Here is a 16037-nt window from a genome sequence, read left to right on the forward strand (position 1 = left end):
CCGGTAAGGGGTGAGGGAGCATGGACCGGTTCTTCGAGCTGTCGGCGCGGGGCTCGACGGTGGCCCGCGAGGTCAGGGGCGGCATCACCACGTTCATGGCGATGGCCTACATCATCCTGCTGAACCCGATCATCCTGGGCGGGGCCACCGACGTCACCGGGGCGAAGCTGTCGATCCCGCAGCTCACCGCGTCGACCATCACCGCGGCCGCGGTCAGCACGCTGCTGATGGGGGTGGTGGGCAACGCGCCGTTCGGCGTCGCGGCGGGGCTGGGGCTGAACGCGGTGGTCGCCTACCAGGCGGCGCCGCACATGACCTGGCCGCAGGCGATGGGACTGGTCGTGCTGGAGGGCCTGGTGATCGTGGTGCTGGCGATCTCCGGGCTGCGCCGGCTCATCATGAACTCCATCCCGCTCGCGCTGAAACACGCGATCAGCGTGGGGATCGGGATGTTCATCACGCTGATCGGGCTGGTGGACGCCGGGTTCGTCGCCAAGGGGACGGGGACGCCGGTACAGCTCGGCAGGACGGGACATCTCACCGGCTGGCCGGTCGCGATCTTCTGCTTCGGCCTGCTGCTGGTGATCGTGCTCTACGTGCGCAAGGTCCGGGGGGCCATCCTGATCGGCATCGGGGTCACCGCCGTGCTGGCCATCCTGGTCGACTCGGTGGCGAGGGTCGAGCCCGGGGGGTGGGGGGTCGTGGTGCCCCGGGTGCCGGAGGGGGTGGTGGCGCTCCCGGACCTCGGGCTGATCGGCCGGGTGGACCTGTTCGGCGGGTTCGGCCGCGCCGGAGCCGTGACCGCGACGGTCGTGCTGTTCACACTGGTGCTCTCCGGGTTCTTCGACGCGATGGGCACGATCATCGGGGTGAGCGACGAGGCGGGCCTGATCGACGCGGAGGGCCGGGTGCCCCGGCTGGGGGCCATCCTGACCGTCGACGGCGTGGCCGGGGCGGTCGGCGGCCTCTCCAGCGCCTCGGCGAACACGGTGTTCGTGGAGTCGGCGGCCGGGGTCGGTGAGGGGGCCAGGACCGGCCTGGCCGCCCTGGTGACCGGCGGCCTGTTCGTGCTGGCCCTGTTCTTCACCCCGATCGCCTCGGTGGTGCCCGCCGCCGCCGCGGCCCCCGCGCTGGTCCTGGTCGGCGCGCTGATGATGACGCAGGCCAGGAACGTCCCCTGGAACGACCTGTCCCTGGCCGTCCCGGCGTTCCTGACGATCGCGCTGATGCCCTTCACCTACAGCATCACCAACGGCGTGGGCGCCGGGATGATCTCCTACACGGTCGTCCAGGCGGCGGTCGGCCGGGGCCGGGAGATCCCCTGGCTGCTCTGGGTGGTCACCGCGGTCTTCGCCGCGTACTTCGCGATCGAGGCCGTCCAGGGGATGTTCGCCCGGGGCCTCGCCTAGCGTCCGAGGCCCGTCCGGTGGCGTGCCTGGGAACGTTCACCGGGCCGGGCCGCCCGGCGGCGCCGGGCGGATCAGGCCGGTGTCACCGCTCGCCGGTCCGGCGCCGCGAAGGACACCTGACCCGGTGAGGAGTGGTCCTAGAGGTCGCCGGGGTCGCAGGCGACGCCGTCCCCGTCCCGGTCGACATACCACTTGTACTGCTTGTGAATCTCCTTGAAATACGGGCCGTAGCCGTTCTTGACCGCGGTCGCGCAGTCCGGGTACCTCCGCTCACCGCCGTCGCCGCGTGCCGTGGGGGTGGCGGCCGGCTGGGAGGCCCGGGTGGTGGCCGTCGCCGGGGTACCCGTGGCGGGCGTGACCGCGGGCGGGGTGAGCACGCCGGTCGGCTCGGCGCCTCCCGGGGTGCTCGGCTGTGTGCTCGGAGAAGTGCCGGAACCCGCCGTGTCGGCGGCGCCGAGCAGCCGGGCGACCATCGCGTCCGCCTGCTCCTTGGTGAAGGAACCCGCGATGCTCAGACTGTCCTCGGTGATCACCTGGGCGACCCTGGGTGCCGCCACCACCTTCTCCCCCACCACGATCGCGATCTGCTGCCGGACCGCCTCCTGGGTGAGGTCGTTGATCTGGTCGCGGAACGCGGGCGCGAACGCGATCCTGACCGAGTAGGCGCCGTTCTGCTCCCGGACCGCCTCGATCTTCCGTACGGCGTTCACGCTGACCCCCGCGGCGAGCGTGTAGCAGGTCTGCCCCGGGTCGTCGGGCAGGGCGTCGGGAGCCGTGCAGGGACCGGCCTGACTGCCCGTCACCGGGGCGAAGTGGATGGGGACCGCCAGGCGCCGGGGAGGCGCGGCGCCGAGCGGCATGTCGGGGTCGCGGGTCATGAGCACCGCGAGCGTGCCGAGCACACCGGTGGTCAGCACGACGACGATCAGTGCGACGATCAGGAGGATCGTGGTGACCCGGCTCGCCCGGGGGTGCCCCGCCCCGCCGGGTGGGACACCGGGGCCGCCGGGGAGGCCGGGCGGGGGCCCCGGCGGAGATCCGGGGGAGGATCCGGACGGAGACCCGGCCGGAGGTCCCGGCGGGGGTTTCGGCGCCCGCCGGGAGCGACTGTGGCGGCCGGCCCGAGGTCTCTGCGGCACGGGTGAGTCACCCGGCCCCGCGTGCATCCCCATCGTCATGTCCCCGTATTTCTCACATCGGCTCGCGGTGAGCCTACCGATCACTCAAAGGACCCGGTAACCGGAAAGTCAAGCCAGGTCCGAAAACATGACAATCTCCAGTGGTCGACAGACTGTCAGCAATGCCTGTCGATTCCTTCCATCTTGCGGATAGTGGTCCCTTCCCCGGGAACGCACAGTGAAGGTGACAGAGGCGCGAACCCTGGAGGGGCCGTGAAGATCGCAGTTCCCCGCGAGGTCAAGAACCACGAGTACCGCGTGGCTCTCACCCCCGCCGGAGCACATGAGTTCGTCCGGCACGGCCATCAGGTCTTCGTCGAAACGGACGCGGGTGCCGGATCGTCGATCCCCGACTCCGACTTCCAGGGCGTGGGCGCCGTCATCCTGGACTCGGCGGACGACGTGTGGGCCGAGGGCGATCTGGTGCTGAAGGTGAAGGAGCCGGTCGCCGAGGAGTACCACCGGATGCGCAAGGGGCAGGTGCTCTTCACCTACCTGCACCTGGCGGCGTCGGAGGCGTGCACCCACGCCATGCTCGAAGCGGGCGTCACCGGCATCGCCTACGAGACCGTGCAGACCGCGAACGGCTCCCTGCCGCTGCTGGCCCCGATGTCGGAGGTCGCCGGGCGGCTCGCCCCGCAGGTGGGCGCCTACCACCTGATGCGGTCCGGGGGTGGGCGCGGCGTGCTCATGGGCGGGGTGTCGGGCGTGCACGCGGCCAACGTGGTCGTGATCGGCGCCGGGGTCTCGGGGATGAACGCCGCGGTCATCGCGCTCGGCATGCAGGCCGAGGTGGTGCTGCTGGACAAGAACATCGACCGGCTCCGTCAGGCCGACACCATCTATCAGGGGCACTGTCAGACGGTCGCCTCGAACAGCTACGAGGTGGAGCGTGCGGTCCTGGCCGCTGACCTGGTCATCGGCGCGATCCTGGTGCCCGGCGCCAAGGCGCCCAAACTGGTCGGCAACGATCTGGTGTCGCGGATGAGACCCGGATCGGTCCTGGTCGACATCTCCATCGACCAGGGCGGCTGCTTCGAGGACTCCCGGCCGACCACCCACGCCAAGCCGACCTACCGCGTGCACAACTCGATCTTCTACTGCGTGGCCAACATGCCGGGCGCGGTCCCGCACACCTCGACGTACGCGCTGACCAACGTGACCCTGCCCTACGCGATGGCCATCGCCGACCTGGGCTGGCGCGAGGCGCTGCGCGGCGACCCCGCGCTGGCCCTCGGCCTGAACACACACGAGGGCCACCTGGCCAACCTGCCGGTGGCCCAGGCCCACGGCCTGGAGGCCGTGCCCCTGGCGCGGGTGCTCAGCTGACCGAGATGCCCGGCGGGGTGCCGGCGGGTACGGCTCCCGCCGGTGAGCGGGGACCGTACCCGTGACACGACACGTGACGCGGAGAACCACCGCCGGGGCGGCCGGGGGCGCCAGCTCGGGAGCCCTGCCGGCGCGGCACCGGCCGTACCCGCCCCACCGGGGACCCTGCGGAACGGCCTGGGGCGCCGGCGGGTCAGGAGGCCGGCGTGGCGCCGGGCGACGAGGTCGGCACGGGGGCCTTGGACGGGTCGTGCGGGGACGGGCTGGTCGTCGGGGCCACCGTCGGGATCGGGGCCTCGGCGGTGGTGGTGCCCACACCGCTACTGCACGACGCGCCGAACTCGGGCGTCTCGGCGCTGTTGTTCCGGTACTTGGCGATGTACTTGGGCAGCCGGGGGTCGTCCGCGCTCTCCAGCCTGAGCTGCTTGTTCCAGGAGCTGACCACGATCTTGGCGGGCAGCCCGGGGTACGGGCTCAGCAGCATGTAGTCCTTGGAGGCCATCTCCTTGAGCTTGGCCACCTGGTCCTTGGGCAGGTCCGGGCGGTAGGTGATCCACGCGGCACCGTGCTCCATCGAGTGGACGGCGTTCTCGCTGTTGACCGGCTGGTCGTAGATCCCGCAGTTCTGCCAGGCCGGGTTGTGCTCACCGCCCATCGGCGGGTTCTCCTTGTAGGCCACCTTGGTCTGGACGTGCATGCCGCCCGGGTACTTGGCGCTGACGACGCCGTCCAGCGAGGTCGTCGCCCGCTCGTTGACCAGGTAGAAGCCGACGAGACCGACGAGCAGGACGATGACCAGACCGCCACCGCCCCACATCAGAAACGCGGCCCGGCGCTCCTTGCGCTTCTGCTCCTCACGCATCCGGGCGAGGTTCTCCCGCCTCGCCTGCGCTTTTTCCTTCGACATCGACCCTCCAGGCGGCAACCAACTTCGGGTCACACTATGCCCTAACCAGGTATGTGAAGAATAAAGGAATCACAATGCGTGATACAGCGACGATTCGCCATAGTGGGTACTCTGGGCAGGCGATGGAAACCCCCGTTGAAAACATTACGAGGCCCGGAGGCCGCACGGCGCTCGTGGTGCTGTTCGCCTGTCTGGCCACGGCCGCCGTCCTGCTGCTGGTGACCGGGAGAGGCACGGCCCCCACCGACGCCTCGCCGGAGGCGGGGTTCGCCCGCGACATGGCCGTCCACCACGCCCAGGCCGTCGAGATGTCCTTCATCGTCAGGGACGGCAGTGAGGACGAGATACTGCGGCGGCTGGCCTACGACATCATCGTCACCCAGACCGCCCAGCGGGGGATGTTCAGCGGATGGCTGCAGCAGTGGGGGCTCGACCAGTCCGGCGAGCGGCCGTCGATGGCGTGGATGGCCGGTCACGGCCACGGCGCGTCGGCGTCCGCCGCCATGCCCGGCATGGCCGGTGAGGAGGAGCTCACGAGGCTCCGCGAGGCCACCGGCAAGGAGCAGGAGATCCTCTTCCTCCAGCTCATGATCCGCCATCACGAGGGCGGCGTGCAGATGAGCCGGGGCCTGCTGAGACTGTCGGACCGTGACGAGGTGGCCGCCACGGCACGGCACATCGTCGACGGCCAGACCGGAGAGATCAAACTGATGACCGAGATGCTGCGGCAGCGCGGTGCCCAGCCGCTGCCCTCCATCCTTTGACGACGTCGGCCCTTTGATGACGTCGGCGCGTCCCTGCGCGGCCGGTTCCCGGCCAGGGCAGCATGGAGCCAACCTGGCCGGAGGAGACAGAACAGCATGGTGAACGACGAACCGGAGAACCGCCTGGAGGTGAGCATCTCCGCCGAGGTGGAATCCGGGCAGTACGCCAACTTCGCTTCGGTGTGGCACACCCAGGATGGTTTCGTCCTGGACTTCGCAGTGATCACCAGACCGCCTCAGCTCGCCAACGACCCCTCGTCCGGGCAGCACTTCGTCAGCGTGCCGACCCGGATCGTCAGCCGGATCCGCATTCCGCCGAGTCAGGTGTTCGAGCTGATGAAGGCCCTCGAACAGCAGCTCACCGCCTACGAGCACGAAACCGGCCACAAGGGCTGACGGCCCCGCTCGGAGAACCGGCCCGCGAGGTCGTCCACCGGGGCCCCGAGGTCCGTGAGGTCCACCGGGTCCCGGACACGCGACGCCCACCGGCCTCTCAGAGCACGCCGATGGCCCGGCGGGCCGCGACCATCAGGTCCGCTGTGCGCTCGACGGCCCTGGCCGCCCCGGCGGCGAGGGTCCGCGCCAGCTCGGCCGGGTCGGCCGACAGCTCCGCATAGCGTTCCTGGACGGGTCGCAACGTCTCCACCACCGCATCGGCGGTCTCCCGCTTGAGCGCGCCGTACGTCTGGTGGGCGAACGAGTCGATCGGCTGCCCCGAGCAGACCGCGAGCAGGGTGAGCAGGTTGGAGACGCCGGGCTTGTCTAGCGGGTCATGGCGGACCTCGGTGCCGGAGTCGGTCACCGCTCGCATGATCTTGTGGCGAACGTCGGCGGGCGGGTCAAGCAGGTAGATCGTCCCGGCAACCGAGCCGTCGGACTTGCCCATCTTGGCCGTGGGCATGGTCAGGTCCATGACCCGGGCCGCGAGCCGGGGGTGAACGGCCTCGGGCACGGTGAAGGTCTGGCCGTACAGGCGGTTGAACCGCAGGGCCAGGTCCCGGGTCAGCTCGACGTGCTGGCGCTGGTCCTCCCCCACGGGCACCAGGTCCACCCGGTGCAGCAGGATGTCGGCGGCCATCAACGCGGGGTAGGTGAGCAGCGACAGCCGTACCTCCTCCTGACCCGCGGACTTCTCCTTGAACTGGATCATCCGCCGCATCTCCCCGAAATAGGCGGTGCTCTCCAGCAGATAGGCCAGCTCGGTGTGGGCGGGCACCCGTGACTGGATGTAGACCAGCGACCGGTCCAGACCACAGGCGAGCAGCAGGGTCGCCGCCTCCAGGGTGCGGGCGCGCAGCCGGTCGGGGTCGTGTCTGACGGTCAGGGCGTGCAGGTCGGCCACCGCGTAGACGCAGTCCGCCTCGTCCTGGAGCCGTACGGCGGGCACGATCGCGCCCAGGAGGTTGCCGAGCGTCAGGTGTCCGGTCGGTTTGAACGCGGAGAAGGCCCGCTTGGTCATGGTCGCTCCTTTGGTGGAAGGACCGCCGCGCACCGGGGGCGTGACAACGAGAAACGGCCGCCGGTTCACGGCGGCCGTCTGGTTGCGCAGTCTGGACTGGCTAGCGGGCCCGCCGTTGGGCGGCCCGCCACAGACCCAGACTGTGCGTGTTCATGGCAGGGATCCTATCTCCTTCGCCACCGCGGCGGCAAAGGCGTCCACGTCGGCCTCCGTGGTGTCGAACGCGGTCATCCACCGCACCTCGCCCACGGCCTCGTTCCAGATGTAGAAGCGGAAGCGTTTCTGCAGGCGCCGGGTCACCTCGGGCGGCAGGATCGCGAAGACCGCGTTGGCCTGCACCGGGCGCGGCACCTGAACGCCGGGGATCTCCCGTACGGCATCGGCCAGCCGCGTGGCCATGGCGTTGGCGTTGCGGGCGTTGCGCAGCCACAGGTCGCCCGCGAGCAGCGCCTCGAACTGCACAGAGACGAACCGCATCTTGGAGGCGAGCTGCATCGCGGTCTTGCGCAGGTAGCGCAGGCCGCGCACGGCGTCGGGGTTGAGCGCCACGACGGCCTCACCGAACATCATCCCGGCCTTGGTGCCGCCGAAGGAGAGCACGTCCACCCCCGCGTCCGTGGTGAACGCGCGCAGCGGCACGTCCAGCGCGGCGGCTGCGTTGGTGATGCGGGCTCCGTCGAGGTGGACGAGCATGCCGAGCCCGTGGGCGTGCTCGGATATGGCCGCGATCTCCTCGGGGGTGTAGAGGGTGCCCAGCTCGGTGGTCTGCGTGATCGAGACGACCTTGGGCTGCGCGCGGTGCTCGTCGCCGAACCCCCACGCCTGGGTGTCGATCAGCTCGGGGGTGAGCCTGCCGTCCGGGGTGGGGACGGTGAGCAGTTTGAGCCCCGCCGACCGTTCCGGCGCCCCGCCCTCGTCGGTGTGGACGTGCGCCGACTCGGCGCAGACCACCGCCTCCCAGTGCGCGGTCATCGCGCGGAGCGCGACCACGTTGGCGCCGGTGCCGTTGAACACCGGCCAGACCTCGGCCTCCGGGCCGAAGTGCCCCCTGAAGATCCTCTGGAGCGCCTCGGTGTAGACGTCGTCGCCGTAGGCGGCCTGGTGTCCCTCGTTGGCGAGGGCGATCGCCTGAAGGATCTCCGGGTGGACCCCGGCGTAGTTGTCGCTGGCGAAGCCCTTCACCCGGGGGTCGTGCCTGCGGATCGCGTCCGTCACTTCTTCCTCTCAGCGGAGCGGCCGGCGGCTGGTGGCCGGCCGCTGTCGTGCCTCTCGCCCTCAGCGGGTGAGGTCGATCCTGGTGCCGTTGGCGTCGGTGTCCCAAAGGGCGTCGACGGCCTCGGCGACGTCGTCGACGTCGGTGTACCCGGGGAAGCTCCGCTCCGGGTTCGCCTCGCGCATGGCCTGGTTCACCAGCGCCTTGACGACCAGGATGTTCGCCGTGGAGCCGGTGCCCTCCAGGGCGTCGGCGAAGGCCAGGGTCCAGGCCTCGGAGGCCGCCTTGGCGGCGCCGTAGGCGGCGTTGCCCTGGGTGGGGCGCTCGGCTGCCTTGGCCGAGACGATGGCGAACCGGCCGCGCCCGCTCGCCTTGAGCAGCGGTTCGAAGGCGAGCGTGACGTGCTGGAGGGTGCGGACCAGCAGGTCGTGCAGCAGGTCCCAGTCCTCCAGCCTGGTCTCGGCGAAGGTCGCCGAGCCGCGCCAGCCGCCCACCAGGTGCACGATGCCGTCCACCCTGCCGTGCTCGGCCTCGATGTCCGCCGCGAGCCGCTTCACGGCGTCGAGGTCGAGCAGGTCGACCGGGAGCGTCCCGGCGGCGCCGGACCTGTCGACGCCGATGACCGTGTGGCCCTTGTCCGTGAAGCGTCGTACGACGGCCCGGCCCGCGGGACCGGCCGCGCCGGCAACAAGGATGATCATGCTCGGATCCCCTTCGTGGATTCGACGACATCGCCGAGCTTACGGCGCAGGGCCTCGTAGAACATGCTCAGGGGGAACTCGTCGGGGAGCACCGCGTCCACCACGGTCTTCGGGAAACCCTCGACCGGCAGCGCGTCCACGCCGCGGTGCCAGACGGAGGCCGGGTGCGGCTCCACGTAGGCCGCGACGAGCTGGTGCGCGGCCAGCCAGTGGGCGAGCTTGGCGCGGTCGATCCCGTCGCGGTAGAGCTTCTCCACCTCGCCGCGCAGGTCCGCGACGCCGTCGGCGAGCCGGGCCCAGTCGACGCTCAGCCGGTTGTCGGTCCAGCGGACGACGTCGTTGCGGTGCAGGTAGGCGAAGAGGAGCTGACCTCCGAGGCCGTCGTAGTTACGGACCCGCTCGCCGGTGATGGGGAAACGGAACAGCCGGTCGAACAGGATGGCGAGCTGGACGTAGCGGGCGTGCGGCACGCCCTCCCGCTCCAGCTGCACGGCCTCACCGAACGCGGTCAGGTCGCAGCGGAGCTCCTCCAGGGAGTACAGCCAGTACGGCATGCGCTGCTTGATCATGAACGGGTCGAACGGCAGGTCGCCGTGGCTGTGGGTGCGGTCGTGGATCAGGTCCCAGAGCACGAAGGTGTCCTGGGCCAGCTCCTGCGACTCGATCAGCCTGGCCGCGTCCGGCGGCAGCGCCAGCTTGAGCGTGGTCGCGGCGGCCCTGCTCACCGCGCGGAACCTGGCGGCCTCACGGTCGCAGAAGATGCCGCCCCAGGTGAAGCGGGCCGGGGTCTCGCGGACGGCGACGGTCTCGGGGAAGAGCACCGCGGAGTTGGTGTCGTAGCCGGAGGTGAAGTCCTCGAAGGCGATCGGCACGAAGAGCGGGTTGTCGTAGCGCCCGCGCTCCAGCTCGGCCAGCCACTCGGGCCAGACGGTGCGGATCCAGACGGCCTCGATATAGCGGAAGGTGGTGCCGTTCTGGGTGTACATCGGGAAGACGACCAGGTGCTCCAGCCCGTCCACCCGCTGGGCGTCGGGGTGGAAGGCGTTGAGGGAGTCCAGGAAGTCGGGCACGCCCAGACCCTGCTCCACCCACCCGCGGAGGTCGGCGACCACCGCGGCGAGGTAGGTCTCGTCGTGGGGGAAGCGGGGGGCGAGCCGTACCACGTGGTCGGCGATCTCGGCGATCAGCCCGGCCGCCCGGTCGCGGTCGCCCTCGATGGAGCCGTCCTTGGCCTGGAGTGGCTTGAGCGCCTCGACGGCCTCCTTGAGTTCCCGGAAGGCGGCCCGGGCCTCCGGCTCCCTCGTCGCCGCGGGGACGGGGACGCGGGCGACCCAGGTGACGAGGTTGCCCCAGAGCGCGGCGTGGTCGTAGTCGCCGATCGAGTCGTCGCCGAACAGGTCGGAGTCGGCGACGACCACGACCCTGCCCTCGCCGTGCCGTACGGCCAGCGCCAGCGGCGCCCCCGCCGGGTCGGCGGTGGGGGACGTCGAGAACAGCACGGTCGCGTGCTCGGGACCGGTCAGGGCGCCGGCCCGGTAGAAGCACGCCCGGCGGGCCCCGGCCAGCAGGTCGTGCTCCGCGGGGCGGCCGGGGACGCCCAGCACCCAGGCGGCCACGCCGTTGTGGGCGTTGCGCGGGTCCTGGACGGTGGTGTGCTCGACGCCGACACCGAACCGGGCGAGCAGTTCCTCCAGGTTGCTGCCGTACTTCTCCTGCTCGCACTCGGCCAGGACGACCAACCCGCCGCCGCCGCTCACGTAGTCCTCGATCGCGTCGAGCTCCTCGACGGGGAGGACGGGGCTGCCCAGTCCGGTGGTACGTTCCCAGCGCTCCGCGGAGGGGTGCGCGATGACGAGGACGTCCTGCGCGCTCAGCAGGGCCGGGGTGACCGGTCCCTCGGTGTGCGCGGCCACGGTGTGGCCCAGGCGGCGGAGCAGCTGCGCGGCGCGGGCGTAGCTGCTGTCGTCCGGGTGGCCCGGATTCATCGTTTCGGCCACGTCCCTGCGGATGGTCCACGACTCGTTGTGTGCCTCGTCGAACAGCACCCGCGGGAAAGCGTGCACGGTAAATCCTCCCTCAAATGAGATCTTATGACGGAAAATATACACAATATGCCCAGGTGTTGACACATCCCTTACGGTCCACCCCGGTCGCAGATCAAGGATCTTCCCGGGCCGGAACGACGGCCAAGGGTCATCCCGGGGGCCGGTCGAGCCAGCCGATAACGGTGTTTACGGACTCGGCGTCGAGATACTCGGCCAGCAGCCGCCCAAACTCCCCCTCGCCCAGCAGCTCGCGCTGCCGGCCGAGCCAGTACAGGCTGTTGCGGACGTCGGGGGACTGAAGCTCGACCTGGATGACCAGACCGGCCACGGTGTAGGCGAGGGCCTCGGCCGCCCGGCCCGCCTCGGTGTGCAACCCGCCGATCTGGTTGTAGCCGACGGCCATGCCCGCGCGGTTGCCGTGCCGCTCGGTGATGACCAGGGCCCGGCCGTAGTACTCCAGCGCCCGGTCGAACTCCATACGCTGGTAGGCGAGCACGCCGAGCTGGCTGTACCCCGCGGCCATGCCCACCTGGTCGCCGAGATCCTCGTGGATGGCCAGGGCCCGCCGATAGTGCTCCACCGCCTGCCCGATCTCACCCCGGCCGTGGGCGAGCACCCCGAGCTGGTGCAGGCCCGCGGCCAGACCACCCCGATCACCGATCTCCTCCCTGATCGTCAGGGACCGGCGGTAGTACTCCAGCGCCCGGCCGGGCTCCCCCCTCTGCTGGGCGACCATGGCGAGCCGGTGCAGGATGTGGGCCACGCCCCTCTGCTCCTTGATCTCCTCGTGGGCGGCCAGGGACCGGCGGTAGTGCTCCACCGCCCGGTCGAACTCACCCCGATCGTGGGCGAGCACCCCGAGCTGGCCGTACCCGGCGGCCACGCCCAGCCGGTCACCGATCTCCTCATGGAGGGCCAGGGACCGGCGGGAGAACTCCACCGCCTGGCCGAGCTCACCCCGATTGTGAGCGAGCACCCCGAGCTGATGCAGGCTCGCGGCCATCCTGGTCCGGTCGCCGACCTCCTCCGCGACGGCCAGAGCCCGGCGGTAGCACTCCAGCGCCCGGTCGAACTCACCCCGATCGTGGGCGAGCACCCCGAGCTGGTGGAGGCAGACGGCCCGTTCCTGGCCGGCGACGGGAAACCAGGTCAGCTCCTCCTCGTAGAGCTGCTCCGCCCAGCTCCACGCCCCCCACCTGTGCAGCCGCTCGCACACCTGGTCCGTCACCCTCGCGGCGGCGTCCAGGTCACCCGAGGCGTGACAGTGAAACCGGAGCTCCAGCATCTCGACGAGGTTGCGCTGCGGATCCCGCGGCCGGTTCTCCACCCGCCACCTCCAGAACCGCGCGGCGGCGGTGTGCGCCGCCTGCACCCGCTCGGCCGGGGTGATCTCCGGGCGGGCCAGCGTCGCCGCCGTCCACCGGTGCACCGTGAACAGCCGCTCCGCGCCGGAGCCACCGGAGCCGTGGGGAGCGTCGGGGCCGCCGGGACCGTCGGAACGGCTGCCGGGGGCCAGGAGTCCCAGCCGGGCGAGCCTCTCCAGGGCCTCGTCCACTCCCCGCGGCTCGACCACCTGCGGCGCCTGCCAGGACGCCACGTCCTCGTACGCCTGTTCCAGCTCCCGCTGCGACAATCCCAGCTCCTCGACCCTCACCTCGGGGTTGTTCTCACCGGCCCGCTTCACCAGCTCGTCCAGCCGGCGCAGCCTCTCCTCCCGCGCCGGATCCGCCTCCACCGGTGTGCCGACCGGCCACGCCACCCCGACCCGGTCCACCGGCAGCCGGTACACCGACGCCCCGATCAGCAGTTCGCGGGAGAGGTCGTCCAGCAGCCCGACCAGATCACGCAGGAGCGTGTCGTCCACCGCCAGCGTGATCGCCTCCGCCAGCGCCAGGTCCAGCCCGGAGCCGGCACCACTCAGCCACCCCGCCGGGTCGGGGAGACCGCGCTCCCCGAGCAGCCGTTCCATCCGGCGGGTGATGTCGGGGAAGCGGGCCTCACCACCACGGAGCAGCGCGTCCAGATACTCCAGCGTCCGGGGATGACCGCCCACGTCGAGCCAGGCCCGCTGCCGCTCCGCCTCCGGCAGCGCGTCCAGGCCGGGCAGCCGCCACATCAGCTTGCGGGCCTCGGCGAGGGAGAGCGGCCCGAGGTGATGGGGGTGGAGAAGATCACCGGAGTCGCCGGGCAGTGTGAAGGGGTGACGGCTGGTGACGATGAGCCTCCCGGCCCGGAGCCACGCCGCCAGGAAACCCGGCAGATCGCCGTCCAGGAAGGAGAAGCCCGCCGTACGGTCGAGGTTGTCCTCGAAGTTGTCGAGCAGCAGGGTGATCGGGGGAAGGCCGATCCTCCCGGCCAGGGCCGCGGGTATCCTCGCCAGGGCCTGGCCCAGCGCGTCGAGCCGTACCGGCGGCGGATACTCCGGTTCACGCAGGGACAGGGCCAGGTTTCGCAGCTCCTCCCCCTCCGGGCCGAAGGCGAAGGCGACGGCCAGGAGCCTGTCCCCGACGGCCTTCATGATCTGGTCGGGGCCGGCGCGGCCGACGACCGAGACCACCAGACCGGCGTCGTCACGGAGGCGGCGGCTCAGCTCGGCGGCCAGGCTGCTCTTGCCGACGCCGCCGATCCCGTGCAGCAGCACGCCGGGACGGCCGCGGAGCGCGGCCAGAAGCGTGCGGAGATCCGCGCGGCGGCCGACGAAGTCACCGACGTCCCTGACCACCACGCCCGGGGCGAAGGAGACGACCTTCGGCGGCCTGAGGCCCGCGTCCACCCCCTCGGTCACGTCGTAGAGCGACAGGGACGGACCGCGCAGGAACAGTGCCGGGGTGGCCCACTCCACGAGGTCCGACTCCCAGCCGTCCGCGTCGCGGCGTCTCCGCTCCAGGTCCCGGCGGGCCTCGGACAGCGCGGTCAGCACGTCGGGCTCCGGCCGTACGGCCAGCTCGCGGTAGAGGGCGCCGCTGAGCAGGGTCGCGTAGCGGTCGGTCACCGGCGCGGTCATCGCCAGCACGGCCGGAACCCCGGCCTCCGACAGCCCGCGCGCCAGCCCGGCGAGCGCGGCCCCGCCGTCGCCCTCCCGGACGTCCAGGGCCGTGGAGCAGCCGGAGAGCACGACCAGCGGCACCCCTCTGTCCCGGGGGATCGCCCCGGCCAGCCGGGCGGCCGTCACCCGGTCGGTCCCGCCGTGCTCGTCCTCCAGCAGCAGCGCGTCGGGCCCGGCGTGGCAGGAGACGTGGAGCACGTGGAAGCGCTCCTGTTTGAGCGCGGTCTCGATCGCGTCGAGGGTGCCCTCGTTGAGGATCCGCACGTGCGCGGCGGCGTGCCGCCGGGCCTCCTCGACCGAGTCGAGGATGACCCCCAGCTCCGCCTCCAGGTCGAGCAGCGGCCCGCTGTCCGGCCCCTCGGGGGCCGCGACCACGGCCAGGATCCGCAGCGGGGCGAGGATCCGCATCGCGGTGGGGCATCCGGCGCCCGGGAGGTGACGGAAGAGCTCCACGTGCGGGTGCAGCGCCAGCGGCTCGGCCTGGCCCGGCAGGACGAGCGTCTCCCACGGCAGCCCGGCGAACTCGTCGTCCACCTGGAGCCCGAGGCGGAGCGCCCGGTTCTCCGCCTCCGCCTCGGTGATCACGGCGGCCAGCGCCTTCCCCGCCGCTCCCGCCAGGAAGGTCTCCCCCAGCTCCGCCCCGGCCTCACCCAGCCTGGCCTCCAGCAGCGCCCCCGGCCGCCCGGCCACCGTGCCGTCCTTGGTGGGGGCGGGCAGCCCGCCGCTGCCCCGCCGTGCCCGGTCGAGCTGCCACACCCGTTCCTCCACGGCACGGCTGAACGGCTCCGGCCGATGGGAGACCTCCTGCGACTCCCCCGGCGCGAAGACGACCGCGTCCCGCCCGATCCCGAGCAGCACCTCCCGCGCGCCTTCGAGCCGGTGCCTCCGGTGGGACGGGAGCGGGATCCCCGCGGAACGGTCCACGCCCAGGACGCGCAGCAGCTCCCGATAGGGCCCGTCCCGGTCCTCACCCCGGAAGTCCAGCGGCTTCCTGGACGCCGCGAACGGCCCCAGCGGGACGTCGTCGAGCAGCGCCGGGACGAACCTCCGCGCCTCGGCCTCCGAGACCAGGGCCGCGTACTTGGCGTCCGCCATCGGGTCGGCCTCGATCGCCCGGCTGTAGACGAACACGCAGGTCCTGGACGCGCGGATCAGCTCCTCGATCCTGCGCACGATGATGTCGCCGGGCAGGTAGTCCTCAAGCGCCGCCCGGAACCCGTCCTCCGACAGCCTCGCCTGGACCTGCCTGGCCCATTCGAGGTCGTCCTGGGCGTGCACGATGAAGACGTCATAGGTCTCCGCCACCGGTTCGTTCACGAAGTCTTCACCGCCTTGACGCAAATGCGGGATTACGTATACGGATAGTTGACCACTTACTGCGACTTCCGACCATGGAAACGCCTCACCTCATAGCCTGAAGGCATGGACATCGCGGGGCTGACCATCGCCGTGATCAGTGCCGTGGCGGGCATCGCGGGCGCCTATTTCGCCTGGGTGCCGGTGCGCGACCGGCTCTCCAGGAGACATGCGCCCCGCACCCCGGCGCCCTCCGACGCGGGGACGCCTCCCGTGACGACCGGCTACGACGTGTTCATCTCCTACGCCCACGAGGACGGCGACCTGGTGAGGGACCTGGCCGAACGGCTCAGGCGACGGGGACTGCACATCGCCCTCGACGAGGTGGCGCTCACCCCGGGCATGCCCCTGGTCCACGGCGTGGAGGAGGCCATCAGGAACTCGTCGCACGGCATGCTCGTCTTCAGCCCCGCCTCGATGGCCAGCGGCTGGGTGCGGAACGAGTACTACCTGCTGATGCAGAGATCCTTCGAGACCGGCCGGCTCTTCATCCCGGTCCTCGTCAAGGACGTGGACCTGCCGGAGTTCGCCAGGACCCGCTTCTACAGCGACCTACGCGACGTCTCGGAGGCAACCTACGATCAGCGCGTCACCAAGCTGGCCGAAGCCCTGCGGAGAACGGCGTGACCC

At 71.3% G+C, this 16037-nt stretch carries 12 protein-coding genes; 5 read left to right on the forward strand and 7 right to left on the reverse strand.

What is annotated here, in order from left to right; all coding sequences use genetic code 11:
• The first annotated feature begins 20 nt into the window (after nucleotides 1–20).
• Nucleotides 21–1409, forward strand: a complete 1389-nt coding sequence (locus ACWEF2_RS13370) for an NCS2 family permease (protein ID WP_453814881.1) — start codon at nucleotides 21–23, stop codon at nucleotides 1407–1409.
• A gap of 137 nt (nucleotides 1410–1546) precedes the next feature.
• On the opposite strand, the gene ACWEF2_RS13375 is transcribed toward ACWEF2_RS13370, so the two are convergent.
• Nucleotides 1547–2326, reverse strand: coding sequence for a SecDF P1 head subdomain-containing protein (locus ACWEF2_RS13375; protein ID WP_453814882.1), 780 nt, complete (start codon nucleotides 2324–2326; stop codon nucleotides 1547–1549).
• Nucleotides 2327–2800: 474 nt separating this feature from the next.
• Between ACWEF2_RS13375 and ald the strand changes: the two genes are divergently transcribed.
• Complete coding sequence (gene ald, locus ACWEF2_RS13380; protein ID WP_453814884.1) at nucleotides 2801–3916, forward strand: alanine dehydrogenase; 1116 nt, start codon at nucleotides 2801–2803, stop codon at nucleotides 3914–3916.
• Between the two features lie 193 nt (nucleotides 3917–4109).
• Here ald and ACWEF2_RS13385 read toward each other — a convergent pair whose 3' ends face one another.
• Entirely contained in the window at nucleotides 4110–4823 is a 714-nt protein-coding gene (locus tag ACWEF2_RS13385; protein WP_453814886.1) for a DUF3105 domain-containing protein, read from the reverse strand.
• 176 nt (nucleotides 4824–4999) lie between these two features.
• On the opposite strand from ACWEF2_RS13385, the gene ACWEF2_RS13390 reads away from it, so the two are divergent.
• A complete protein-coding gene (locus ACWEF2_RS13390) occupies nucleotides 5000–5587 on the forward strand; it encodes a DUF305 domain-containing protein (RefSeq protein ID WP_453814888.1) in 588 nt (195 codons plus the stop codon).
• Between the two features lie 96 nt (nucleotides 5588–5683).
• A complete protein-coding gene (locus tag ACWEF2_RS13395; protein ID WP_453814889.1) occupies nucleotides 5684–5983 on the forward strand; it encodes a DUF3467 domain-containing protein in 300 nt (99 codons plus the stop codon).
• 97 nt (nucleotides 5984–6080) lie between these two features.
• Here ACWEF2_RS13395 and trpS read toward each other — a convergent pair whose 3' ends face one another.
• The 5 genes from trpS to ACWEF2_RS13420 form a co-directional block, all read right to left on the reverse strand.
• Nucleotides 6081–7046, reverse strand: a complete 966-nt coding sequence (gene trpS / locus ACWEF2_RS13400) for a tryptophan--tRNA ligase (RefSeq protein ID WP_453814891.1) — start codon at nucleotides 7044–7046, stop codon at nucleotides 6081–6083.
• Between the two features lie 150 nt (nucleotides 7047–7196).
• Entirely contained in the window at nucleotides 7197–8261 is a 1065-nt protein-coding gene (locus tag ACWEF2_RS13405) for a threonine aldolase family protein (protein ID WP_453814892.1), read from the reverse strand.
• A gap of 60 nt (nucleotides 8262–8321) precedes the next feature.
• Nucleotides 8322–8960, reverse strand: a complete 639-nt coding sequence (locus ACWEF2_RS13410; RefSeq protein WP_453814894.1) for an SDR family NAD(P)-dependent oxidoreductase — start codon at nucleotides 8958–8960, stop codon at nucleotides 8322–8324.
• Nucleotides 8957–11023 carry a DUF6421 family protein gene (locus ACWEF2_RS13415; protein WP_453814896.1) on the reverse strand — a complete coding sequence of 689 codons (2067 nt, stop codon included), beginning with the start codon at nucleotides 11021–11023 and terminating at the stop codon, nucleotides 8957–8959. The genes ACWEF2_RS13410 and ACWEF2_RS13415 overlap by 4 nt, the downstream gene beginning before the upstream one ends.
• A gap of 130 nt (nucleotides 11024–11153) precedes the next feature.
• Complete coding sequence (locus tag ACWEF2_RS13420; RefSeq protein ID WP_453814898.1) at nucleotides 11154–15368, reverse strand: tetratricopeptide repeat protein; 4215 nt, start codon at nucleotides 15366–15368, stop codon at nucleotides 11154–11156.
• A gap of 105 nt (nucleotides 15369–15473) precedes the next feature.
• On the opposite strand from ACWEF2_RS13420, the gene ACWEF2_RS13425 reads away from it, so the two are divergent.
• Complete coding sequence (locus ACWEF2_RS13425; RefSeq protein ID WP_453814900.1) at nucleotides 15474–16034, forward strand: toll/interleukin-1 receptor domain-containing protein; 561 nt, start codon at nucleotides 15474–15476, stop codon at nucleotides 16032–16034.
• The last annotated feature ends 3 nt before the right edge of the window (nucleotides 16035–16037 follow it).

It is taken from the genome of Streptosporangium sp. NPDC004631 (genome assembly GCF_053601935.1).